The sequence below is a fragment of the Thiogranum longum genome, assembly GCF_004339085.1.
GTDB lineage: Bacteria > Pseudomonadota > Gammaproteobacteria > DSM-19610 > DSM-19610 > Thiogranum > Thiogranum longum.
In genome coordinates this window covers 778,537-800,605 of sequence record NZ_SMFX01000001.1, presented here as the reverse complement: position 1 = coordinate 800,605, position 22,069 = coordinate 778,537, and the positions used below count along the sequence as shown (strand labels likewise).

The 22,069-nt window shown below is 56.6% G+C and carries 27 protein-coding genes and 1 pseudogene; 16 read left to right on the top strand and 12 right to left on the bottom strand.

Annotation, left to right across the window (positions count from 1 at the left end; translation table 11 throughout):
* The first annotated feature begins 5 nt into the window (after positions 1–5).
* A complete protein-coding gene (nadB, locus tag DFR30_RS03970; RefSeq protein ID WP_132971437.1) occupies positions 6–1,685 on the top strand; it encodes an L-aspartate oxidase in 1,680 nt (559 codons plus the stop codon).
* Here nadB and hisC read toward each other — a convergent pair.
* The 9 genes from hisC to DFR30_RS03925 form a co-directional block, all read right to left on the bottom strand.
* Positions 1,682–2,776 carry a histidinol-phosphate transaminase gene (gene hisC / locus DFR30_RS03965; RefSeq protein ID WP_132971436.1) on the bottom strand — a complete coding sequence of 365 codons (1,095 nt, stop codon included), beginning with the start codon at positions 2,774–2,776 and terminating at the stop codon, positions 1,682–1,684. The two genes, nadB and hisC, sit on opposite strands and share 4 nt — an antisense overlap.
* The gene (hisD, locus tag DFR30_RS03960) at positions 2,773–4,080 is read right to left on the bottom strand and encodes a histidinol dehydrogenase (protein WP_132971435.1); all 1,308 of its coding nucleotides are present in this window, start codon (positions 4,078–4,080) and stop codon (positions 2,773–2,775) included. Before hisD ends, hisC begins: the two co-directional genes overlap by 4 nt.
* Before the next feature lie 2 nt (positions 4,081–4,082).
* Complete coding sequence (hisG, locus tag DFR30_RS03955) at positions 4,083–4,727, bottom strand: ATP phosphoribosyltransferase (protein ID WP_132971434.1); 645 nt, start codon at positions 4,725–4,727, stop codon at positions 4,083–4,085.
* A gap of 39 nt (positions 4,728–4,766) precedes the next feature.
* Positions 4,767–5,015: a BolA family protein gene (locus DFR30_RS03950; protein WP_243640670.1), complete on the bottom strand. Its 249-nt coding sequence runs from the start codon at positions 5,013–5,015 to the stop codon at positions 4,767–4,769.
* A gap of 91 nt (positions 5,016–5,106) precedes the next feature.
* Entirely contained in the window at positions 5,107–5,418 is a 312-nt protein-coding gene (locus DFR30_RS03945) for an STAS domain-containing protein (protein WP_243640669.1), read from the bottom strand.
* 2 nt (positions 5,419–5,420) lie between these two features.
* The gene (mlaD, locus tag DFR30_RS03940; RefSeq protein ID WP_132971433.1) at positions 5,421–5,891 is read right to left on the bottom strand and encodes an outer membrane lipid asymmetry maintenance protein MlaD; all 471 of its coding nucleotides are present in this window, start codon (positions 5,889–5,891) and stop codon (positions 5,421–5,423) included.
* 2 nt (positions 5,892–5,893) lie between these two features.
* Positions 5,894–6,676 (bottom strand): lipid asymmetry maintenance ABC transporter permease subunit MlaE, encoded by a 783-nt coding sequence (gene mlaE / locus DFR30_RS03935; RefSeq protein ID WP_132971432.1) that lies wholly within the window; start codon positions 6,674–6,676, stop codon positions 5,894–5,896.
* 2 nt (positions 6,677–6,678) lie between these two features.
* Complete coding sequence (locus DFR30_RS03930) at positions 6,679–7,512, bottom strand: ABC transporter ATP-binding protein (RefSeq protein WP_132971431.1); 834 nt, start codon at positions 7,510–7,512, stop codon at positions 6,679–6,681.
* An 86-nt stretch (positions 7,513–7,598) separates the two neighbouring features.
* The gene (locus DFR30_RS03925; protein WP_132971430.1) at positions 7,599–7,781 is read right to left on the bottom strand and encodes a hypothetical protein; all 183 of its coding nucleotides are present in this window, start codon (positions 7,779–7,781) and stop codon (positions 7,599–7,601) included.
* 79 nt (positions 7,782–7,860) lie between these two features.
* On the opposite strand from DFR30_RS03925, the gene DFR30_RS03920 reads away from it, so the two are divergent.
* From DFR30_RS03920 to mgtE, 14 genes and pseudogenes are all read left to right on the top strand, one after another.
* On the top strand, positions 7,861–8,814 hold the full coding sequence (locus tag DFR30_RS03920) for a calcium/sodium antiporter (protein ID WP_341539290.1): 954 nt from the start codon (positions 7,861–7,863) through the stop codon (positions 8,812–8,814).
* 33 nt (positions 8,815–8,847) lie between these two features.
* Complete coding sequence (locus tag DFR30_RS03915) at positions 8,848–9,819, top strand: KpsF/GutQ family sugar-phosphate isomerase (protein WP_132971428.1); 972 nt, start codon at positions 8,848–8,850, stop codon at positions 9,817–9,819.
* Between the two features lie 9 nt (positions 9,820–9,828).
* Positions 9,829–10,356, top strand: a complete 528-nt coding sequence (locus DFR30_RS03910) for a KdsC family phosphatase (protein ID WP_132971427.1) — start codon at positions 9,829–9,831, stop codon at positions 10,354–10,356.
* A 19-nt stretch (positions 10,357–10,375) separates the two neighbouring features.
* Positions 10,376–10,894, top strand: a complete 519-nt coding sequence (lptA, locus tag DFR30_RS03905; protein WP_132971426.1) for a lipopolysaccharide transport periplasmic protein LptA — start codon at positions 10,376–10,378, stop codon at positions 10,892–10,894.
* Entirely contained in the window at positions 10,891–11,616 is a 726-nt protein-coding gene (gene lptB / locus DFR30_RS03900) for an LPS export ABC transporter ATP-binding protein (protein WP_132971425.1), read from the top strand. The genes lptA and lptB overlap by 4 nt, the downstream gene beginning before the upstream one ends.
* A 120-nt stretch (positions 11,617–11,736) precedes the next feature.
* Positions 11,737–13,234: pseudogene (locus DFR30_RS03895) on the top strand (RNA polymerase factor sigma-54).
* Between the two features lie 23 nt (positions 13,235–13,257).
* Positions 13,258–13,584 (top strand): ribosome hibernation promoting factor, encoded by a 327-nt coding sequence (gene hpf, locus DFR30_RS03890; protein ID WP_132971424.1) that lies wholly within the window; start codon positions 13,258–13,260, stop codon positions 13,582–13,584.
* 48 nt (positions 13,585–13,632) lie between these two features.
* On the top strand, positions 13,633–14,106 hold the full coding sequence (gene ptsN / locus DFR30_RS03885; protein ID WP_132971423.1) for a PTS IIA-like nitrogen regulatory protein PtsN: 474 nt from the start codon (positions 13,633–13,635) through the stop codon (positions 14,104–14,106).
* Entirely contained in the window at positions 14,103–15,053 is a 951-nt protein-coding gene (gene hprK, locus DFR30_RS03880) for an HPr(Ser) kinase/phosphatase (RefSeq protein ID WP_132971422.1), read from the top strand. The genes ptsN and hprK overlap by 4 nt, the downstream gene beginning before the upstream one ends.
* Positions 15,050–15,904, top strand: coding sequence for an RNase adapter RapZ (gene rapZ, locus DFR30_RS03875; protein WP_132971421.1), 855 nt, complete (start codon positions 15,050–15,052; stop codon positions 15,902–15,904). The genes hprK and rapZ overlap by 4 nt, the downstream gene beginning before the upstream one ends.
* A complete protein-coding gene (locus DFR30_RS03870; protein WP_132971420.1) occupies positions 15,901–16,311 on the top strand; it encodes a PTS sugar transporter subunit IIA in 411 nt (136 codons plus the stop codon). Before rapZ ends, DFR30_RS03870 begins: the two co-directional genes overlap by 4 nt.
* Positions 16,301–16,570, top strand: coding sequence for an HPr family phosphocarrier protein (locus tag DFR30_RS03865; protein ID WP_132971419.1), 270 nt, complete (start codon positions 16,301–16,303; stop codon positions 16,568–16,570). The genes DFR30_RS03870 and DFR30_RS03865 overlap by 11 nt, the downstream gene beginning before the upstream one ends.
* Positions 16,567–18,303, top strand: a complete 1,737-nt coding sequence (ptsP, locus tag DFR30_RS03860) for a phosphoenolpyruvate--protein phosphotransferase (protein WP_132971418.1) — start codon at positions 16,567–16,569, stop codon at positions 18,301–18,303. Before DFR30_RS03865 ends, ptsP begins: the two co-directional genes overlap by 4 nt.
* A gap of 105 nt (positions 18,304–18,408) precedes the next feature.
* On the top strand, positions 18,409–19,764 hold the full coding sequence (gene mgtE, locus DFR30_RS03855; protein ID WP_132971417.1) for a magnesium transporter: 1,356 nt from the start codon (positions 18,409–18,411) through the stop codon (positions 19,762–19,764).
* On the opposite strand, the gene DFR30_RS03850 is transcribed toward mgtE, so the two are convergent.
* Entirely contained in the window at positions 19,761–20,291 is a 531-nt protein-coding gene (locus tag DFR30_RS03850) for a 2OG-Fe(II) oxygenase family protein (protein ID WP_132971416.1), read from the bottom strand. The genes mgtE and DFR30_RS03850 overlap by 4 nt on opposite strands.
* A gap of 74 nt (positions 20,292–20,365) precedes the next feature.
* Between DFR30_RS03850 and yjgA the strand changes: the two genes are divergently transcribed.
* Positions 20,366–20,869, top strand: a complete 504-nt coding sequence (gene yjgA / locus DFR30_RS03845; RefSeq protein ID WP_165869082.1) for a ribosome biogenesis factor YjgA — start codon at positions 20,366–20,368, stop codon at positions 20,867–20,869.
* Positions 20,870–20,881: 12 nt separating this feature from the next.
* Here the strand turns inward: yjgA and DFR30_RS03840 are convergent, their stop codons facing one another.
* Positions 20,882–21,703: a carbon-nitrogen hydrolase family protein gene (locus tag DFR30_RS03840; protein ID WP_132971414.1), complete on the bottom strand. Its 822-nt coding sequence runs from the start codon at positions 21,701–21,703 to the stop codon at positions 20,882–20,884.
* Between the two features lie 7 nt (positions 21,704–21,710).
* Positions 21,711–22,055: a hypothetical protein gene (locus DFR30_RS03835; RefSeq protein WP_132971413.1), complete on the bottom strand. Its 345-nt coding sequence runs from the start codon at positions 22,053–22,055 to the stop codon at positions 21,711–21,713.
* Between the last annotated feature and the right edge of the window lie 14 nt (positions 22,056–22,069).

Genomic DNA, 22,069 nt, shown 5'->3' with positions numbered 1-22,069 from the left:
CGTCCATGCATACCCAGCACCAGTATGATGTCCTTATTATCGGCAGCGGGGCCGCCGGCCTGACGTTGGCGCTGCGCCTGCCCGTCCCTGTACGTGTGGCCGTGCTGTCGAAAGGTCCGGTGCAGGAGGGCAATACCTGGTACGCGCAGGGCGGGATTTCTGCCGTGCTGGATCAGCGCGATTCCATCGAATCGCATGTACAGGACACCATGGATGCCGGTGCCGGCCTGTGCGACCCCGACGTGGTGCGGTTTACCGTCGAAAGCGGGCCGGAAGCCGTACAGTGGCTGGTCGATATGGGCGTGGCGTTCACCCGCGAACATAGCAGCCCGGAGAACGGCTTCCACCTGACACGAGAAGGCGGCCACCAGCACCGCCGCATCATCCATGCCGCCGACGCGACCGGCAAGGCCGTGGAAACCAGCCTCATCGAGGCCGTAAGAGCGCGCGACAATATTGACCTGTTTGAACAGCATATTGCCGTGGATCTGATTACGGCGGAGCGTATCGGCGAAGCATCCAACCGCTGCCTTGGGGCCTACGTACTGGATCGCAGCAGCGGCCGCGTCGAGGTATTCCGGGCCAAATGTGTCACCCTGGCGACCGGCGGCGCCAGTAAGGTGTACCTGTATACCAGCAACCCCGACACCTCCACCGGTGACGGTATCGCCATGGCCTGGCGCGCCGGCTGCCGGGTGGCAAACATGGAATTCAACCAGTTTCACCCGACCTGCCTGTACCACCCGCAAGCCAAGTCATTCCTGATCACCGAAGCGGTGCGCGGTGAAGGCGGGAAACTGTTGCTGCCGGATGGCAAGCCTTTCATGCAACGTTTCGATACACGCTGCGAACTGGCGCCACGCGATATCGTGGCGCGTGCCATCGACCACGAGATGAAACGCCTTGGTATTGATCACGTACTGCTGGATATCTCGCACAAGTCTGCAAAGTTTATCCACAAGCACTTCCCTACCGTGCAACAACGTTGCCTGGAACTGGGTATCGACATCACCCGCGAACCTATCCCGGTCGTGCCGGCCGCCCACTACACCTGTGGTGGCATCCCCACCGACATGAAGGGGCACAGCGACGTCGAAAACCTGTACGTGGTCGGCGAGTCGGCCTGTACCGGTCTGCACGGCGCCAATCGCATGGCCAGTAACTCGTTGCTGGAATGCCTGGTATTCGCGACCTCAGCCGCAGCGGATATCGAGGCAAGGCTTGCAAACCACCCGATGCCGCCCGAACTGCCGGAGTGGGATGAATCAAAAGTCACTGATTCCGACGAGGAGGTGGTGGTCAGCCATAACTGGGATGAATTGCGCCGCTTCATGTGGGACTACGTCGGCATCGTACGTACCGACAAACGGCTAGAACGCGCACTGCGCCGTGTCGCCACACTGCAGCTTGAAATCGAGGAATACTACGGTAACTTCCGCGTCACCAACGACCTGCTGGAACTGCGCAACCTGGTGCAGGTCGCCGAACTGATTATCCGCTCGGCCCAGATGCGCAAGGAAAGCCGCGGTCTGCACTACACGCTTGACTATCCGAAACCTGACGACCAGCACCCGCCGCGCGACACCATACTGGCACCACAAAAAGCCAGTCGGGAACCTGGCCATAATGTCGCGGTGGGGAAAGTAGAACAGCTACAGATTGCACCGCGTCAAGGGCGTGCCTAGCCCGATACACCCAGTGCCTTTTCCAGTGCAGCGAGAAAACGGGTATTTTCATCCGCTGTACCGACGGTCACACGCAGGCAATCCTGCATGCGGCCACCGGCAGGATTCAGGTTCTTGATCAAAACACCCTGTTCGCACAACGCACCGAACACGGCGTCGGCCGTACCCTTCGCGACACGAAACAGCACAAAGTTTGCCTCGCTCGGATACACCGTCAGCTCTTCGAATGCTGACAGTACATCGAGCATCCGGCGGCGTTCCTTGCGGATCAAACCGGCCTGCTCATCCAGCATCGCCTTGTGCTCCAGCGCAAACATGGCACTGGCCTGGGTCAGTACATTGATGTTGTAAGGCAACCGTGTCTTGTTGATTTCGTTCAGCCATTCCCGCGAACCGGCCAGCAGGCCAAGGCGCAGACCGGCAAGGCCCATTTTGGATACCGTGCGCAACACCAGCAGGTTGGGAAATTCATCAAGCCTTGGCATAAAGCTGGCGTCTGTAAACGGCGCATAGGCCTCGTCGACCACCACCAGGCCCGGGGAATGTTCAATTATGGATTCGATGGCAGCATGGTCGAAAAGCGTGCCGGTCGGGTTATTGGGATAGGCCAGAAACACAATGGCAGGCTGGTGCAGATCAATGGCGTGCAACATGGCATCGAGGTCCAGCGAAAAGTCGTCTGCCAGCGCTACACTCTCGTAACACAGACCCGCTACGTCCGCGATCATCCGGTACATAACGAAGGTCGGGTCCGGCGACAGGATCACGCGATCCGGCTGTGCCACGGCCAGCGCGAGCATCTGGATCAGCTCGTCAGAGCCATTACCCAGCACGATCTGTGCATTGTCCGGCACCTGCATGGCTTCGCGCAGGCGTTCGGTCAGCGCACGCGCGCCAGGATCCGGGTAACGGTTCAGTTCGACATCACGCAGGACTTCGAGCCATTCATCGACAAGCGGCTCCGGCCAGGTATAGGGGTTCTCCATGGCGTCCAGCTTGATGCTGTCGCCGGGGTCAGGTACATGGTAGGCCTTTAACGCCTGGATTTCGGGGCGTATCCAGAACTGTGGTGATTTAAGCCTGGCGCTCATGCGTCTTTCATCACCCGGTATTCTGCCGAGCGGGCGTGCGCCTCCAGTCCTTCACCACGGGCCAGCGTTGATGCCGTACGTCCCAGGTCATTTGCGCCCTTTGCCGAGCAATGAATAATGCTGGAGCGTTTCTGGAAATCATACACACCCAGCGGTGAGGAAAAGCGCGCGGTGCGCGAGGTCGGCAACACGTGGTTTGGACCGGCACAGTAATCACCCAGCGCCTCGGCCGTGTAGCGGCCCATAAAGATTGCGCCTGCATGACGAATACGTTTCGCCATACTCTGCGGGTCTTCAACGGAGAGCTCCAGGTGTTCGGGTGCTATGTGGTTGGCAACTTCGACAGCCTCTGCCAGGTCCTTTACCTTGATTAGTGCACCGCGCCCCTGCAGAGACTGACGGATAATGTCCTTGCGCTGCATATCAGGCAGCAGTTTTTCGATGCTGGCTGCGACCCGATCGAGAAATACTCCATCCGGACTGACCAGGATGGACTGCGCATCCTCGTCGTGCTCGGCTTGCGAAAACAGGTCCATGGCAATCCAGTCAGGATTCGTCTTGCCGTCGCACACCACCAGGATCTCTGACGGACCGGCAATCATATCGATACCGACCTGACCGAATACCATACTCTTGGCTGTGGCAACGTAAATATTACCCGGGCCGACAATCTTGTCGACTCCCGGGATGGTTTCCGTGCCATAGGCAAGCGCCGCCACGGCCTGCGCACCGCCAATTGAAAACACCCGGTCAACACCTGCCACAGCCGCAGCTGCCAGCACCAGCTCATTAATCACACCATCCGGCGTCGGCACCACCATAACCAATTCATTCACGCCGGCCACTTTTGCCGGCACAGCATTCATCAACACGGATGACGGGTAGGTGGCCTTGCCACCCGGCACATACAGCCCGGCCCGATCCAGTGGCGTTACCTGCTGCCCCAGTACCGTGCCGTCGTCTTCGGTATAAGACCAGGAATCCATTTTCTGTTGTTCGGCATAGGCGCGCACGCGCGTGGCAGCATGTTCCAGTGCCTCGCGCTGATCAGCGGGAATAGTGGCCAGCGCCTGTCTCAGACGGTCGGTAGAAATTTCCAGTTCCGCAACACTGTCAGCCTGCAAGCAATCAAATTGTGTGGTGTATTCCAGCAGGGCCGCATCACCACGCTGGCGGATGGCCACAATAATTTCGCGCACAGTGCTTTCTACTGCTTCGTCGGCGGAAGCTTCCCAGGCCAGCACCTGGTCGAGTGCGGCATAAAAATCGTCCTCACGGCTGTCGAGTCGTTTGATATCTGTCATGGTCAAGCCGCCTGCTGTCGTTCTACCGCTTCGGATACCCGTTCGATGAATGCCTGCACTCGTGTGTGTTTACGCTTCATGGAAGCCTTGTTGACTACCAGCCGTGAGCTGATATCCGCAATGTGATCGAGCGGTTTCAGGCCATTGGCCTTGAGCGTATTGCCTGTATCCACCACATCGACGATCAGGTCTGACAACCCGACCAGCGGTGCCAGTTCCATGGAGCCATACAGCTTGATGATCTCCACCTGCTGGCCCTGTTCAGCAAAGTACCGGCGTGTGCTGTTGACGTACTTGCTGGCGATACGCAAACGGCGTGACTGCGGTTTCCAGGCTTCACGACCGGCCACCATCAGCCGGCAACGTGCAATGCGCAGATCGAGTGGTTCGTACAATCCTGCACCACCGTGTTCCATCAACACATCCTTGCCGGCAACACCCAGGTCAGCAGCACCGTATTGCACGTAGGTCGGCACATCCGAGGCACGGATAATCACCAGTTTTACGTCGTCCTGGTTGGTATCGAGAATCAGCTTGCGGCTGGTCTCCGGATCATCGACCGGCTCAATACCGGCGTGCGCCAGCAGCGGCAGGGTTTCCTTGAAAATACGTCCCTTGGACAGGGCGATGGTCAGCTGTTCAGACATGGGTCGGACCTGGGGTTAGAGTGTCAGTGTGTTACCGGATCAGAGCTGTTTGCTCCAGTCTTCCGGCGTGAAGGTACGGAATGACAACGCATGTACGGCACCCTGCATCAGGTCGCCCAGCGCCGCATAGACTATCTGGTGTTGCTGTACCTTGTTCCTGCCCTCGAATTCAGGGCTGACAATTGTCGCCTCAAAATGATCGCCATCGCCCTGCACTGTGACCTGTGCCGAAGGAATGCCATCTTCGATGATTTTTTTCAGTTCGTCTGCCTGCATGATTCCACTCATCCTTAACACTTCAGATGTCAGATCATACTATAAGTCCGGCGGGGTCTCTTCCCTGTAAAGCCTGCGGTAGCGACCTGCCGGCCTTGATTGTCTAATCCCTGTGCAGGGGCAGAATCCGGTCCAGGCCACTGGCACGGGCCATTTCCAGCATTTGTGGTGGAATATTGAAGAAACGCAACCGGGCGCCGCTGCGCTGGGCCTCACGTAACCACTCGATCAGCAACGCCAGTCCGGCGCTGTCAGAGCGCTGCACCTGTCCAAGATCGATATCGACATCATCACCGGCGACGCAGGTTTCCCGACAGTCGCGCCACAGACCGGGTACCGAGTCGAAACTCAACTCGCCATGGACTTCAAGCCGTCCATCACGACCTGGTTGTATGGTTGGCGGGTTAGTGGTCACGCCTACTTGCCGCTCGCCTTGTCCATGACAAATTTGCTGATCAGTTTTTCCAGCACAATCGCGGACTGGGTCAGTCCCTCGTCGATTTCGGAACCATCCGCCAGGTACTCATCGGAACCACCGGATTCAAGACCGATGTACTGCTCACCCAGCAAGCCGGCTGTGAAAATACTCGCCGAAGTGTCATCACTGAAACGGTTGTAGCGCTGGTTGATATGCAGCTTCACCACGGCGACCTGGCTGTCGTTATCGAAGTCCACACTTCCCACCCGCCCCACCAGCACACCGGCGGCTTTTACGGCTGAACGCACCTTGAGCCCACCGATATTATCGAAGCGTGCTGTCAGGGTGTAGGTTCCGTCCTCGGTAAAACTGCTGAGATTACTGACTTGCATCGCCAGTACAAATAAAGCCGCTATACCGGCTGCGACAAACATTCCCACCAGCATTTCTGTTGTTTTGGTCTGTTTCATGCTCAGCTATCTCCGAACATTAATGCGGTTAATACAAAATCCAGCCCAAGCACAGCAAAGGCCGAATGCACAACGGTACGTGTGGTGGCGCGGCTGACGCCTTCTGAAGTCGGTATTGCGTCATAACCCTCGAACACGGCAATCCAGGTTGTGACCACACCAAAAACAACACTCTTGATCACACCGTTCAGAATGTCATCGAAAAAGTCCACCTTGTCCTGCATCTGTGACCAGTAGGCGCCCTCATCGACCCCCAGTAGCCCGACACCGACAAAATATCCACCCCAGATGCCTACAGCGCTGAAAACCGCTGCCAGCAAAGGCATGGAAATTACACCTGCAAGGAAACGTGGTGCTATGACCCGGTGCAGGGGGTCTACTGCCATCATTTCCATACCCGACAGCTGCTCGGTCGCTTTCATCAGTCCGATTTCCGCTGTCAGTGCGGAGCCGGCACGACCGGCAAACAACAACGCCGTTACTACCGGGCCCAGTTCGCGCACAATCGACAGTGCCACCACCACACCCAGCGATTCTTCTGCGCCGAAATCGACCAGCGTGTTGTAACCCTGCAAGGCCAGCACCATGCCGACGAACATACCGGAGATGGCAATCAGCGCAAATGACAACACACCCACAGACGACAGTTGTGCAATCAGCAGGCTGGGCCGCGCCAGCACTTCCGGTACACCGGTCAGTGTCTTCACAAGAAACAGGTTGCCACGACCGAGCTTTTCAAAAAACGCACTGCCATCAGCGCCCAACCGTTGAATCCACTTAAACATTTTCAGCCAGCCTCTCCGCCCTGCAAAAGATCTTCCCGGTAATCCGGCGCCGGGTAGTGGAACGGCACAGGGCCATCGGGCAGACCTTGCATAAACTGCTTCACCCATTCCGAGTCCGTTTTCCCCAGTGCCTCGGGAGTGCCATGGCCTACCACCTTGCCTTGCGAAATGACATAGATGTAGTCCGAGATCGCAGCCGTTTCCTGCACATCATGGGAAACAATGATACTGGTCAGACCCAGCGCATCATTGAGCAGACGAATCAGCTTTACCAGCGCGCCCATGGAAATGGGATCCTGACCGGTGAAGGGCTCGTCGTACATGATCATCATCGGGTCCAGAGCAATGGCGCGTGCCAGCGCAACGCGTCTTGCCATACCGCCCGACAGTTCGCTTGGCATCAGCCGGCGGGCACCGCGCAGACCAACAGCCTGAAGCTTCATCAGAACCAGGTCGCGTATCATGGACTCCGGCAAACCGGTATGTTCGCGCAGCGGAAAGGCAACATTTTCGTACACATCAAGGTCAGTCAGCAGGGCCCCGGACTGGAACAACATACCCATACGCTTGCGCAATTCATAAAGCTCGCCGCGCCGCAGTGATGGCACTTCCTCATTATCCACCTGCACACTGCCCTGGTCCGGGTATAACTGCCCACCGATCAGCCGCAGCAGGGTAGTCTTGCCGGTACCACTCGGTCCCATGATGGCAGTGATTTTGCCACGCGGAATATCCAGATCGATACCGTCAAAAATCATGTGCTCGCCACGCGAAAAATGCAGGTCACGTATACGCACCAGTGTGTCGGATTGTGATGGGTTGGCTGCTTCCGCCATGGCTTTATTGTCAGTTCTGTCCCTGTTGATTGGCGGGCATTATACGGAAACCGCCGCAATAGTCCCCGTCCAATACAGAATCCCTGTCAGACCGACTCGTTTTTTTCCTTTCCACAGCGCTCACAGCGGTAGCTGGTGACCAGCCTGCCCTGTTTGACGTCAAAGGGCTTGTTGATGACAGCCCATTTATGAAATCCACGCCGGCACAGGGTATTGCCCTTGTGCTTCTTCGGGGCTTTTGGCCGCCTGAAATCAACGATATCACCCATGCTCCGCTCCTCGTATGCAAACGGATTTGTCCCCGCCGGTCCTTATCCCTACTATACGCCACCTATGTGGACTCAGCTTGTGGCCCTGCTGGCCGGATTTGCGCTTCTGGTATGGGGCGCCGAACGTTTCGTGATGGGCGCAGCCAGCACTGCGAGACTGCTTGGCGTGTCACCGCTGCTAATCGGCCTGACGATTGTCGGCTTTGGTACGTCCGCGCCGGAAATCCTGGTTTCGTTGATGGCCTCACTGAACGACAATCCCGGTCTGGCCGTCGGCAACGCAATCGGTTCGAATATCACCAACGTCGCCCTTATCCTGGGCGTCACTGCGATTCTTGTACCCCTGTCGGTACATTCAGGCACCGTACATCGCGAGCTACCTATCCTTCTGGGTACCACGGTCGTCGCCTGGCTGTTGTTAATCGACGGCCGGCTGGATTTTGCCGATGGACTGATTCTGCTCAGCGGCCTGATCATCATGCTGACCTGGGTCATCTGGCTGGGCTTGCATTCTCGCGACAAGGACCCGATAGAGGCCGAGTACGCCGCTGAAATTCCCACCAACATGACGCTGGGGCGGTCGCTGTTCTGGTTACTGTTCGGTATTGTGATTCTGGTTGCCAGTTCCCGGTTGCTGGTTTGGGGTGCCGTGGAGATTGCCGAGGCATTTGGCGTAAGCGACCTGGTGATCGGCCTGACAATTGTCGCACTTGGCACCAGCCTGCCGGAACTGGCAGCTTCGATAGCCAGTGCGCTGAAAAACGAGCCTGACATCGCTATCGGCAACGTCATCGGGTCCAATATGTTCAACTTGCTGGCGGTACTCGGCATTCCGGGCATCATCCGGCCTGATGCGGTAGATGCCGCCGTATTGTCACGGGATATGCCGGTCATGGTTGCCCTGACCGTCGCATTATTGATTATGGCCTGGGGCTTCCGCGGCGAAGGCCGCATCAACCGCCTTGAAGGCACTGTGCTATTGGCCTGCTATATCGGGTACCAGAGCCTGCTATACTTCACCACCGTTCGCTAAGCGGCGGATACGCGACCACAAGCAGAAAATTCAATGACTGATGCAACTCTGAAAAAACTGGGCCTGGCAGTGCTGGATACCGAAGCCACTGCCATCGACGCACTGAAATCCCGCGTCGATGATGATTTCGTGCGTGCCTGCCATTACATGCTCGAGTGTGAAGGCCGCGTAGTGGTTATTGGCATGGGTAAGTCCGGGCATATCGGAAGCAAGATCGCCGCCACCCTGGCCAGCACCGGTACACCGGCTTTTTTTGTCCACCCCGGAGAAGCCAGTCACGGTGACCTGGGTATGATCACGGCAAAAGATGTCGTCATTGCCCTCTCCAACTCCGGCTCGACAGAAGAAATACTCACTATTCTGCCTATCATCAAACGCCTTGATGTGCCGCTGATTTCGATGACCGGAAACCCGGATTCACCTTTGGCCAGTGCCGCCAGTGTCAATCTCGACGTCAGCGTGGAGAAAGAAGCCTGCCCGCTGGACCTTGCCCCGACCGCCAGCACCACGGCAGCACTGGCCATGGGGGACGCCCTGGCGATATCACTGCTGGAAGTTCGCGGCTTCACCGCCGATGACTTTGCCCGCTCTCACCCGGGCGGCAAACTGGGTAGACGTTTGCTGCTGCTGATCGATGACCTGATCCACACCGGCGACCGCGTTCCCTACGTGCCTAAAGGCACGATTATATGTGATGCACTGCTGGAAATGACCCAGAAAGGTCTGGGCGCGACTGCCGTGGTAAATGACGAAAACCGGGTCGAAGGCATTTTCACCGACGGTGATTTACGCCGCGCACTGGATAACGACATCGACCTTCATAAAACCCCCATCGACGAGGTCATGACCCGTAACTGCACCCTGATTTCCCCCGGTCTGCTGGCGGCAGAAGCCCTGAAGATCATGGAGGACGGGAAATTCAACGCCCTGCTGGTGGTCGATAATGATAATCACCTGATCGGCGCGCTCAATATGCACGACCTGCTGCGCGCAGGCGTGGTATAGGCCCACAACATGAAAGACATCCTGGAAAAAGCCGCCCGCATCAAGCTGCTGATATTCGATGTCGATGGTGTATTGACCGACGGCAGTCTGTTCATCGGTGATGATGGCCAGGAATACAAGGCCTTTCATTCCCAGGATGGCCACGGCATCAAGATGCTGCAGAAGTACGGTGTTCGCTGCGCCATAATTACCGGACGCACCTCGAAAGTCGTGGAACACCGCATACGCAACCTGGGTATAGCGCCGGAACTGGTCTGGCAAGGTCAGCACGACAAGCTGCAGGGCTTTGCCGAGTTGCTGAAGCAAACCGGCCTGCAGGCGGACGAAATTGCCTATCTTGGCGATGACGTAGTCGACCTCCCCGTCATGCAGAAAGTCGGCCTGGCCATTGCAGTCGAGGATGCCCACGCCTTTGTGCTGAAACACAGTCACTGGCAAACACCACGCGCAGGCGGCCGCGGAGCGGCACGCGATGTCTGCGAAATGCTGATGGAAGCACACGGCGTTTTACAACAGGAACTGGAAAGTTACCTCTGATTACAGGTAACGTATACGCATGACGCGCATCATTCATCTCATTCTCGCCACTTTACTGGCTATACCTTCCTGGAGCCACGCCCTTTCCAGCGACCGTGACCAGCCGATGATGATCGAGGCAGACCGCGTTGAACTCGATGATACAAAAGGCGTCAGCATTTACACCGGTAACGTCAAGGTCACCCAGGGCACACTGGTGCTGACCGGTGACCGCATGGTCGTCCATAACAAGGGCAACGACATCGATAAAGTCCTGATGGACGGCAACCCTGCCACCTACAAGCAGCGTCCGGACGGCAAGGAGCACGATGTCCACGCACAATCCAGGCGTATGGAGTACTACACCAACCCGGAGCATATCATTCTGCTGCAGCAAGCCGAGGTCAACCAGGCCGGTGATGTGCTGCGCAGTGAACGTATTGTCTATGACGTGGTAAAAGACCAGGTCAATGCAGGCACCGACAAGCCGGACGACCGCGTCATCATCACCATTCAGCCAAAGCCCAAAAAAGAAAACAAGGCCACGCCTGCACCATGAGTCGACTGGAAGCCCGGGAACTTGGCAAGAGCTATTCGGGGCGCAAGGTCATCGAGTCTGTATCGCTCCATGTCGACAGTGGCGAAGTCGTAGGACTGCTCGGCCCCAACGGTGCAGGCAAAACCACCTGTTTTTACATGATAGTAGGCCTGGTGCCCAGTGATGGCGGCAGCGTATGGCTGGACGACCAGGACCTGACACCCTTCCCCATGCACGTACGTGCTCGCAAGGGCGTCGGCTACCTCCCACAGGAAGCCTCGGTGTTCCGCAAGTTAAGCGTTGCCGACAACCTGCTCGCGGTCCTGGAATTACGAAAAGATTTAAGTCGGCGGGAACGTGCCGATAAAATGGAAAACCTCCTGCAGGAACTGCACATAGAACACCTGCGGGAACAAAAAGGCGTGAGCCTGTCCGGTGGAGAACGCCGGCGCGTGGAGATTGCACGCGCCCTGGCCATGGAGCCTCGCTTTATCCTGCTGGACGAACCTTTTGCCGGTGTCGACCCGATTTCGGTTATCGACATCCAGCGCATTGTTGAACACCTGACCGAGCGGAATATTGGCATCCTCATCACCGACCACAACGTACGTGAAACACTGGGCATTTGCTCACGGGCCTATATCATTGGTAACGGCCACACGCTGGCCGAGGGCTCGCCGGACGACATCCTGCAGAACCAGAAAGTGCGTGATGTTTACCTTGGCGACCACTTCCGTATGTGATCGGGAAAATAATTTAACAAAACACTACAATGGCACAATAAATGCAGTAGAATATCACTCTGTAACCGGCTGTCACACCCTTCAGCCGCTGCACAACAGAGACCGGTGACACATAGACCTATGAAGCAGTCCATTCAGCTCCGGCTTGGCCAACACCTGACTATGACGCCCCAGTTGCAGCAGGCGATTCGTCTTCTGCAACTATCGACGCTCGAACTGCAACTCGAAGTACAAACCGTTCTCGACTCCAATCTGATGCTGGAGCGTGACGAGAATGACCAGGACACCAAAACCGAAACAGCAGCAGAGTCCGCACCGGACCAGGCCAGCGCCGCAGATGCCGACCCGGCTGCAGCAAAAAATGAAGCTGTCGATGCCGAAGTCACCAGCAGTACCGAAACCATGCCCGACGAACTGCCCGGCGATACCAACTGGGAAGACACCTACGACATGGGCGCCACCAGCTTCAGTGCCCCCGGCGGGGACAATGATCGTGACTTCTTTGAAACCCACCTGGGCAGCAGTGAAAGCCTGCACGAACACCTGTACTGGCAGCTCGACCTGACGCCCATTCAGTGATGTTGACCGCACCATTGCAGAAGCTGTCATCGATTCAATCAATGATGACGGTTACCTGAATATTTCACTCGAGGAGCTGTGTGAAAGCCTGGATATGGCCCCGGAACTGGAAATCGGCATCGAGGAAATCCAGGCTGTTCTGCGCCGTATCCAGCATTTTGACCCGGTTGGCGTGGGCGCCCGTGACCCGGCAGAATGCCTGCTGATCCAGCTGCTTGCACTGGAACCCGAGACGGCGTGGCGTAAACAGGCGCTGCAATTGGTGCAGGAACACGTCACTCTGTTAGGAAATCGGGACTATAATCAGATTATGCGGCGCATGAAGCTCACCGAGTCCGAGCTTCAGGATGTGCTAAAGCTGGTTCAGTCGCTCAACCCGCGGCCAGGTTCCCAGATCACCAGCGCGACGCCGCAGTATGTGGTGCCCGATGTATTCGTCGTCAAAAGAAAGGGCAAGTGGCAGGTGGATCTGAACATAGAAGCAACGCCCAAAATCCGCATCAACAGCCAGTACGCCAGTATGGTGCGGCGCGCTGACAACAGTGATGACAATACCTATCTGCGCAATCACCTGCAGGAAGCTCGCTGGTTTCTCAAGAGTCTGCAAAGTCGCCATGAAACCCTGCTCAAGGTGGCGCGTTGCATCGTCGATCGGCAACGCAACTTCTTCGAGTACGGCGACGAAGCCATGAAACCCCTGGTCCTGCGTGACATTGCAGAAACGGTAGAGATGCACGAATCCACCATCTCCCGCGTCACCACACAGAAGTACATGCACACCCCGCGCGGCATATTCGAATTCAAGTATTTCTTTTCAAGTCATGTTGGCACCGCCGACGGCGGTGAATGCTCGGCTACCGCCATACGCGCCATCATCAAGAAACTGGTCGCGGCGGAAAAGGCCAACAAGCCTCTCAGCGACAGCAAAATCGCCGCCCTGCTCGCCGACCAGGGTATAAATGTCGCTCGACGCACTATCGCCAAATATCGCGAAGCAATGAACATACCACCTTCCAATGAACGCAAACGCCTCGCTTGAGGCCATGGACGAGGAGTACCTCCATGCAAATCGATATTACTGGACACCACGTAGAAATAACCGAACCCATGCGCGCCTATGTCGCTGAAAAGTTTCAGCGACTGGAGCGTCATTTTGACCACGTCACCGATGTACACGTGGTACTCAGTGTAGAGAAGCTGCGCCATACTGCCGAGGCGACCATCCACATTACCGGTGGCAAGCTGTTTGCCGAGGATACTGAAGAAAACATGTATGCCGCAATCGATGGCCTGACGGACAAGCTGGACCGCCAGATCAAGAAACACAAGGAAAAGCTCACCGACCACCACCGCTCGGAAGGTGCAGAGAACAAAAAGCAGGCCCTGTAGTACTGATCCATACGGGAGACGCAAACACGCCTCCCGGAGTTAATAACCATGCATATTGCCAAACTCCTTGATCCAGAACGTATCGCCTGCCAGCAAGAAGGCTCCAGCAAGAAACGTGCACTGGAAACACTTAGTAAACTGCTGGCAAGCGGTCTGCCGGACTTTACGGACGGAGAGATCTTCGACAGCCTGATCGGGCGTGAACGGCTCGGCAGTACCGGACTCGGCAAGGGTGTCGCCTTGCCACATGGACGCATGAGCGGGCTGGATACCCCGATAGCGGCACTGCTGACCCTTGAGAAGGGCATTGACTATGACGCCATAGACAACCAGCCGGTTGACCTGCTGTTTGCCCTGCTGGTACCCGAAGAATCGACAGATGAACACCTGAAAATACTCGCCCTGCTTGCAGAAATGTTCAGTAATGCCGACTTCTGCAGCCAGTTGCGCAAAAGCAGCAATGCAAAAGACTGCCTTGACCTGATCAACCACTGGAACACGAACCAGCAACTTTCTGCATGAAAGTCACTGATACCTCGGTCGGCACCCTGTTTGACACACTGAGTGACAAGCTGGAGCTTGAATGGGCTGGCAACCGGCTGGGCGAAAACCGTGAAATACAAAATATTGAACCGGACAACGCCAAAACATCACTTGTCGGCCACCTCAACCTGATACACCCCAACCGTATCCAGGTGCTTGGCGCCACAGAAATTCAATACCTTGACCGGCTCAACGAGAATTCACGGCGAGACCTTGTCGATCAGCTATTCGACGGTAATACAGACCTTGTCATCGTCGGTAACGGGCAAGCCGTACCCGCTGATATCCATCAACGCGCAGAGGCCAGCTCCATACCGTTGATCACCTCACCCCGCCCGACTGCGCAACTGGTCAACTACCTGCAGTATTACCTGACTAACCTGTTTGCCGAGAAAATTACCCTGCACGGGGTGTTTATGGAAGTTTTCAGTCTCGGGCTGTTGCTCACCGGTGACCCCAGTGTCGGCAAGAGTGAACTGGCGCTGGAACTGGTCGCCCGCGGGCACCGGCTGGTTGCCGACGACGCACCGGAATTCGCCCGCACATCGCCTGACACGCTAAACGGACGCTGCCCGGAGGTCCTGCGCGATTTCCTTGAGGTACGCGGCATCGGCGTTCTTAATGTACGCGCCATGTTTGGTGACAGTGCGATCAAGCAAAGCCGTAACCTTCGGCTTATCCTGAGGCTGGTGCCAATGAACGAAGCGCAGATGCACACCATCGACCGTCTGCATGGCGCCCGCTCCACCCAGACCATCCTTGGTGTCGAGATCCCGGAAATCACTTTGCCGGTGGCACCAGGTCGCAACCTCGCCGTACTGGCCGAGGCCGCTGCACGTAACCATACCCTGTTGTTAAAAGGTTTCGACTCTGCGCAGCTGTTTGTGGAACGCCAGACGCGTTTCATGGAAAATAACACTCCGTGAAACTGATCATTGTCAGCGGACTCTCCGGCTCGGGGAAAAGTGTGGCGTTGCACACGCTCGAAGACCTCGGCTATTACTGCATCGACAACCTGCCAGCCGGGTTGCTGAGCGCCCTTGCGCTCGAACTCGAGCAGGCTGCCAAACCCGTCGAAAAAGTTGCCGTAGGTATTGACGCGCGGAATCTCCCCCAGTCGCTGCAACAATTCAATGACATACTGGACAAACTCAAATCCCGGGGCATCAGTAACGAAATCCTGTTTATTACCTGTGATCCTGCAACATTGATCAAACGCTTCAGTGAAACCAGACGCCGCCACCCGTTAAGTGACACACATATATCACTGGCCGAAGCCATCGAGCTGGAACGCCAGCTACTTGAGCCCATTGCCCGGCGCGCCGACCTGTTCATCGACACCAGCCAGACTACTGTTCACCAGTTACGCGACATGGTCCAGCAGCGCGTGGAACGCCGCGAAGACAACCATCTTTCCCTGATGTTCCAGTCCTTTGGCTTCAAGCACGGTATACCCGGCGATGCAGATTTTGTCTTTGACGCACGCTGCCTGCCGAATCCGCACTGGCGCCCCGAGTTACGCCCACTTACCGGACGTGACGAAGCTGTTGCACAATACCTGGGCAATGAAGCGCAGGTTACTGCAATGGTGGATAACCTGACTGCATTTCTCGACACCTGGATTCCGGCTTTTGAAGCCGACAACCGCAGCTACCTGACTGTGGCCATTGGTTGCACCGGTGGCCAGCACCGTTCTGTCTATCTTGTCGAACAACTGCAGCATTACTTCAGGACGCGTTACCCCAACGTCACCACCCGCCACCGGGAGTTACCGTGAACGTCGGAATCCTGCTTATCACGCATGGCAATATTGGTGCGGTACTGTTGCAATCCGCGATTGATGTACTGGGCGTCTGCCCGCTGCAAACATCCACCCTGTCTGCACCTACGGACTGCGATCCGGAACGGGTGCTTGCAGAAGCCGTCACCATGGCAAACCGGCTCGACAGCGGGGATGGTGTGCTGGTACTGACTGATCTGTATGGATCGACGCCCAGCAACATTGCCTGCCGCCTGCAGGAACAGCACGCCGTTCGCGTAGTTTCCGGCGTCAATCTCCCCATGCTGATACGGGTACTGAATTACCCCGGCATGGACCTTGACGAGTTGACACACAAGGCAGTAACCGGCGGCCGGGACGGCGTTCTAACCTGCAACCTGGAAGGTCCGCTGCATGCTGGATAAAAACATAACCATCGTCAACAAACTTGGACTGCATGCACGCGCCGCTGCGAAACTGGTCACCCTTGCATCATCCTTTGCCAGTGACATAAAACTTGCCCGCAACGGACAAGAGGTCAATGGCAAAAGTATTATGGGCGTCATGATGCTGGCAGCGTCAAAAGGCACTGAGATACGACTCATTGCTGATGGCGATGATGAGCATGAGGCAATCAGGAAACTGACCGAACTGATCGAAAATCGCTTTGGTGAGGAAGAATGACCATCACCATCTCCGGTACGGGAATTTCACGCGGTATCGCTATTGGCCGCGCGCAACGGCTGGATGATGGTGAGCTGGAAATCTATGAAGCAGCTATCCCGAAAGAACTGATCGAAGACGAAGTGGCACGCTTCCGCCGTGCTGTTCACACAGCTCGCCAGCAACTCAAGGCAATTCGCAACAGCATCCCCGAAGCCACATCCGCAGATATTACCGACTTTATCGACACCCACCTGCTGATGATGGAGGACAGCATGCTGACCGCCGCGCCTATTGAGCGAATTCGCCATGAGCACTGCTGCGCAGAATGGGCACTTAAATCACAGCGCGACGAACTGGCGCAGGTTTTTGATGAAATGGATGACCCTTACCTGCGCACCCGAAAGGATGATATTGATCACGTTGTCACACGTATCCAGCGCATTCTGATCGGGGAGAAGGCAGCTGGTGCAGCTGATGAAAAGCATACACTGGAGGGCACCATCGTCCTTGCCCATGATCTCAACCCGGCCGAAGCAGCCCTGCTGCAACACCAGGGTATAGCCGGCTTTGTCACTGAATCAGGCGGCCCGCTGTCACATACAGCAATACTCGCTCGCAGCCTGGGTATGCCAGCCATCGTCGGCACACATATCACCCCGCAACACATACGCGATGGCGATACTGTCATCCTTGATGGCAGCCGTGGCCTGTTGCTTGCCGATATCGATGAAGATACCCTGAAAGACTATCATCGTCAGCAGCGACAACAGAAGAAACACCAGGTCGAGCTTAAGCGGCTTAAAAACGAGCCGGCAGTAACGGCAGACAACATCCCGGTCAACCTCTTTGCCAACGTTGAACTACTTGAGGATATACGCGCTGCACGCCAGTCCGGTGCCGATGGAATCGGCCTGTTCCGGACCGAATTTCTGTTCATGAATCGTAATGATATCCCGGACGAGGAAGAACAGCTGAAACACTATCTGGCGCTAATCAGATCCATGAGGGGGCTACCCGTCATCATTCGCACCCTTGACCTCGGTGCAGACAAGGAATGCGGCGCCTCGGAAAAGCGTAACTGCCCCAACCCGGCGCTCGGACTGCGCGCCATACGTCTGTGCCTGAACAATATTGAACTTTTCCGCCCACAACTACGTGCCATTCTGCGCGCCTCGGCAAAGGGACCTGTGCAAATGATGATTCCGATGCTGTCCAGTTCCAGCGAACTGGACCGCGTCATTGAGCTCATCGAAGAGGTCAAGCAACAACTCCAGGATGATGGGCTGGCATTTGACAGGAACCTGCCGGTCGGCGGCATGATCGAGGTACCGGCTGCTGCACTTTCCGCCAGCCTGTTTGCGCGCAAACTGGATTTCCTGTCAATTGGCACCAACGACCTGATTCAGTATGCCCTCGCCATCGATCGCACCGATGACAGTGTCACCTACCTGTACGATCCACTTCATCCCGGTGTCCTGAAACTTGTCCGCATGGTTATCGATGCCTGTCAGCAGCACCTGACCCCGGTTGCCATGTGCGGTGAAATGGCCGGTGACCCGCGCTACACCCGCCTGCTGCTGGGCATGGGGCTGCGCCAGTTCTCGGTGCCGCCAACGTCACTGTTCGAGGTCAAGGACGCAATTCGCCGCTGCGACACCCGACTACTGTCCGTGCACATCGATAAAATCCTCGCCAGCGACGATCCGCAGCAAATTCACGCTGCTGTCGATGACCTGAACACCCTCCACTAACAGCCGGTACCACCGATAAAAGTCGGCAGCTGCGGTTTTGCGCCGGCAAGCACCCTGTTACACTGCGCAGCGATTATCCGTTGAACCGCTTGTGAGGCCCTACACGTGGAATCTGCCGAACAGAAAAACACCCAACAGCGCCTGGAAGCGCTTACGGATGCCTTGCACAGCGGTGCGGCAGATAAAGTGCGGCAACTGCTGTCGGTCCTGCACCCGGCAGAAATCGGCGATTTGCTCGAGTCACTCCCGCACGGCCCACGTGAATTGCTCTGGGAACTGGTTCCCAGTGAAGAGCAGGGTGAAGTCCTCGTCGAAGTCAACGACGAGGTGCGTTCCGGACTGATCGATGAAATGGAGACCCATGAACTGGTTCAGGCCACCGGCGGACTGGACACCGATGACCTTGCCGACCTGCTGCACGACCTGCCGGGCGCAGTCATCCATGAACTCCTGCTGTCCATGGACAAGCAGAACCGCCAGCGCCTGGAAGCGGCACTCTCTTACCCGGAAGATACCGCCGGCGGCCTCATGGATCTCGACGTGGTCACGGTGCGCGCCAATGTTTCGCTGGACGTGGTATTACGCTACCTGCGCCTGCGGGGCGAGATCCCGGAGCTGACCGACAGCCTGTTCGTAGTCAACCGCTTTGACCATCTTCAGGGCCTGCTGCCCCTCAGCACACTGCTGACCAATGACCCAGAAGCCAGCGTGGCGGAAGTCATGAACCGCGATGTCGAAGGTATTCCCGCGACCATGAAAAGTATCGACGTTGCGCGCCTGTTCCAGGATCGTAACCTCGTATCCGCACCGGTCATTGACGAAAACAACAAACTGCTCGGTCGTATAACAGTTGATGATGTCGTGGATGTCATTCGCGATGAAGCCGAACATAACATCATGAGTATGGCCGGCCTGGATGAAGAAGACGATATCTTCGCACCGGTGGTTACCAGCGCACGACGCCGTGCTGTATGGCTGGGCGTCAATCTCGCCACAGCTTTCCTCGCTTCATGGGTCATAGGCCTGTTCGAGTCCACGCTTGACAAGGTCGTAGCGCTGGCCGTTCTGATGCCGATTGTCGCCAGTATGGGCGGTATTGCCGGCAGCCAGACACTGACCATCATGATCCGTGGACTCGCCCTGGGCCAGGTCGGCTCCAGTAACGCACGCTCTCTTATGCTCAAGGAAATCCAGGTCAGTATCATGAATGCCCTGATCTGGTCGCTGGTGGTGGCCGTTATTGCAATGGCCTGGTTCCAGAACATGGATCTCGGCCTGATTATCGGCGCTGCGTTGATCATAAACCTGATTTTCGCAGCCGTAGCGGGCTTCACTATTCCGCTGATTCTCAAACGTGTCGGTGTAGACCCTGCACTGGCGGGGACGGTACTGCTCACCACAGTAACCGACGTAGTCGGGTTTGTTGCCTTCCTCGGTCTGGGAACCTGGTACCTGACCTAATCGCGTATACCGAAATTCATCCCGACTGAGAGGCGGATTTCCTTACCAAGGTTCTGTGTCACATGATGCAGCACATCGGGCGGGAACAGCACCAGCATACCGGCTTGCGGACGAATTCGTGTGGTAACACACCCCTGCTCAAGCACCAGGTCGCCGGAATTTTCCGGTACATCAATGTAGTACACCCCCGACAGCAGTTCGTCATCCTCATCGTGGCGGTGCGCCAGCGTGACGTGACCGGGGGCCATTTCGTTTAGCCAGAACCCTGGTTCCGGCAATACTTCTGTTTTCAGAAAGGCTGCCGCCTCACGGCGAGCAATATCAAGCACAGGCTGGATACCGGTCAGCACCGAGGCTGGTACATAGGTGTTTTCATAGCGGCCTTCAAAATAATGGCTATGGGTAATAGCTGCTGAATTCGCTTGTTTTAATGCCCTGTACTGGGCCCGGACCGCCTCATTGAGCCGCACGCTGTCAGCCAGCTGGACAAGACCATAGTGAATATCGAGATTCTGTTGTTTGCTCATAATTGCATTAGCCACCCGCGTTACACTGCCCCATAATACGCAATGAATGTGACAAGCTGAATATTGAGCCGATTGTGGAACAAGACGAATTTGACCCTGCCGACCTGCCGCCAAGCAAGACCCGGCGAAAAAAAGATGCCGATGCGCTGCAACAGCTTGGCACCGACCTGCTTGAATTACCTGAAACGGACTGGGTGAAACTGTCGCTACCCGATTCGTTGATCGATGCCCTGCGCGAAATGAAACGAATCCACTCGCGCAGCGCCCTCAAGCGTCAACGCCAGTTTATCGGGCGCCTGATGCGCGATGTCGACCCTGAACCTGTCCAGCAACACTTCGAGCAACTGCGCCAGAAGACCCGCCAGCAGGTACAGGCACATCACGCACTGGAGGAGTGGCGTGACCGTATGATCGGGGAAGACGATTCAGTGGTCGAGGCGTATTTGCAGGAGTATGGCAACGCCGACCGTCAGCACCTGCGACAGCTGGTGCGCCAGGCGCGTAAAGAACGCGACCAGAGTAAACCGCCAAAGTCTGCGCGTGCGCTGTTTCGCTACCTCCGTGAGATGGCAAAGTAGCACAGGCAACAATCAGACCCGGCAAACGATATTGCGATGCTCCAGGCAGGGGAAGCTGCGACGTATGCTGTTCAGCCGATCCAGATCCATCTCAGCACACACCAGCCCCGAACCATTGGCCAGTTCATTCATGATGTTACCCCAGGGATCGACGATCATGCTGTGTCCATAGGTCTCACGCCCATTAACGTGATACCCGCCCTGGCCTGCCGCCAGCACGAAACACAGGTTCTCGATAGCACGTGCGCGTACCAGCGTTTCCCAGTGCGCCTTGCCGGTAATGGCGGTAAACGCGGAAGGCAAGGCGATAATCTCCATACCCTGATCCAGCATGGTGCGGAACAGCTCGGGAAAACGCAGGTCGTAACAGACGGCCAGTCCGAGGCGACCAAACGGTGTATCGACAACAACTGCCTCATCACCGGCTTCAATGGTATCGGACTCGGTATAGCGCTCGCCGTTATCCATGACCGAAACATCAAACAGGTGAATTTTATCGTAGCGCGCAACACGCTTTCCCTTGTCGTCATATAACAGACATGCGGCGCGAATCTTGTCATCGACCGAAGCCTGCATGGGTACCGTTCCGCCCACCAGCCAGATCCCGTGCTTCGCCGCCTGCTGGGAAAGGAAGTCCTGGATCGGCCCACCTTCATCCGACTCGCGCACGGCAACCTTGTCACTCTCTTCCTTGCCCATAATGGCAAAATTTTCCGGCAACACCACCAGCCTGGCGTCTTTATCCGCCGCCAGACCAATCAGCCTTTCGGCCTCAAGCAGATTGGCGCCAACATTGGGCCCTGAGGCCATCTGAATACAGGCTGCTATTGTCACGACTCCACTACCTCGTCAATTCCAGTTCGATTTGATCCGGCTGGCTACTGCCTGCCACCAGCTCCTGCTGTCCGGAAGGGATCCCGAGGGCGACCAGCCAGGAGCGCAACTCGTTAGCCCACAGCAGACCCTCTTCTCCGCCCGGGTAGCGTATCACCAGGTGCAGATCAGGCTTCCCCTTCCATGCTTCGACAACGTCCGGAAGCGGCGGCATCTGCACCATGACCGCACCATCTCGCGGCCGCGCCCACTCATCCGCACCCAGTAGCCAGACCTGTCCGGCGGCAGACACCCCGCATGCCACAATACCGGTAGCCGCGACTATGATGATACGCAGAAAATACATCGGCAAAGCATAACACAAGG

What these genes read in the sequence shown, in the direction of transcription:
- nadB (WP_132971437.1), top strand. Translation starts at nt 6, where the DNA reads ATGCATACCCAGCACCAGTATGATGTCCTTATTATCGGCAGCGGGGCC.
- hisC (WP_132971436.1), bottom strand. Translation starts at nt 2,776, where the DNA reads ATGAGCGCCAGGCTTAAATCACCACAGTTCTGGATACGCCCCGAAATC.
- hisD (WP_132971435.1), bottom strand. Translation starts at nt 4,080, where the DNA reads ATGACAGATATCAAACGACTCGACAGCCGTGAGGACGATTTTTATGCC.
- hisG (WP_132971434.1), bottom strand. Translation starts at nt 4,727, where the DNA reads ATGTCTGAACAGCTGACCATCGCCCTGTCCAAGGGACGTATTTTCAAG.
- DFR30_RS03950 (WP_243640670.1), bottom strand. Translation starts at nt 5,015, where the DNA reads ATGAGTGGAATCATGCAGGCAGACGAACTGAAAAAAATCATCGAAGAT.
- mlaD (WP_132971433.1), bottom strand. Translation starts at nt 5,891, where the DNA reads ATGAAACAGACCAAAACAACAGAAATGCTGGTGGGAATGTTTGTCGCA.
- mlaE (WP_132971432.1), bottom strand. Translation starts at nt 6,676, where the DNA reads ATGTTTAAGTGGATTCAACGGTTGGGCGCTGATGGCAGTGCGTTTTTT.
- DFR30_RS03930 (WP_132971431.1), bottom strand. Translation starts at nt 7,512, where the DNA reads ATGGCGGAAGCAGCCAACCCATCACAATCCGACACACTGGTGCGTATA.
- DFR30_RS03925 (WP_132971430.1), bottom strand. Translation starts at nt 7,781, where the DNA reads ATGGGTGATATCGTTGATTTCAGGCGGCCAAAAGCCCCGAAGAAGCAC.
- DFR30_RS03915 (WP_132971428.1), top strand. Translation starts at nt 8,848, where the DNA reads ATGACTGATGCAACTCTGAAAAAACTGGGCCTGGCAGTGCTGGATACC.
- DFR30_RS03910 (WP_132971427.1), top strand. Translation starts at nt 9,829, where the DNA reads ATGAAAGACATCCTGGAAAAAGCCGCCCGCATCAAGCTGCTGATATTC.
- lptA (WP_132971426.1), top strand. Translation starts at nt 10,376, where the DNA reads ATGACGCGCATCATTCATCTCATTCTCGCCACTTTACTGGCTATACCT.
- lptB (WP_132971425.1), top strand. Translation starts at nt 10,891, where the DNA reads ATGAGTCGACTGGAAGCCCGGGAACTTGGCAAGAGCTATTCGGGGCGC.
- hpf (WP_132971424.1), top strand. Translation starts at nt 13,258, where the DNA reads ATGCAAATCGATATTACTGGACACCACGTAGAAATAACCGAACCCATG.
- ptsN (WP_132971423.1), top strand. Translation starts at nt 13,633, where the DNA reads ATGCATATTGCCAAACTCCTTGATCCAGAACGTATCGCCTGCCAGCAA.
- hprK (WP_132971422.1), top strand. Translation starts at nt 14,103, where the DNA reads ATGAAAGTCACTGATACCTCGGTCGGCACCCTGTTTGACACACTGAGT.
- DFR30_RS03865 (WP_132971419.1), top strand. Translation starts at nt 16,301, where the DNA reads ATGCTGGATAAAAACATAACCATCGTCAACAAACTTGGACTGCATGCA.
- ptsP (WP_132971418.1), top strand. Translation starts at nt 16,567, where the DNA reads ATGACCATCACCATCTCCGGTACGGGAATTTCACGCGGTATCGCTATT.
- DFR30_RS03850 (WP_132971416.1), bottom strand. Translation starts at nt 20,291, where the DNA reads ATGAGCAAACAACAGAATCTCGATATTCACTATGGTCTTGTCCAGCTG.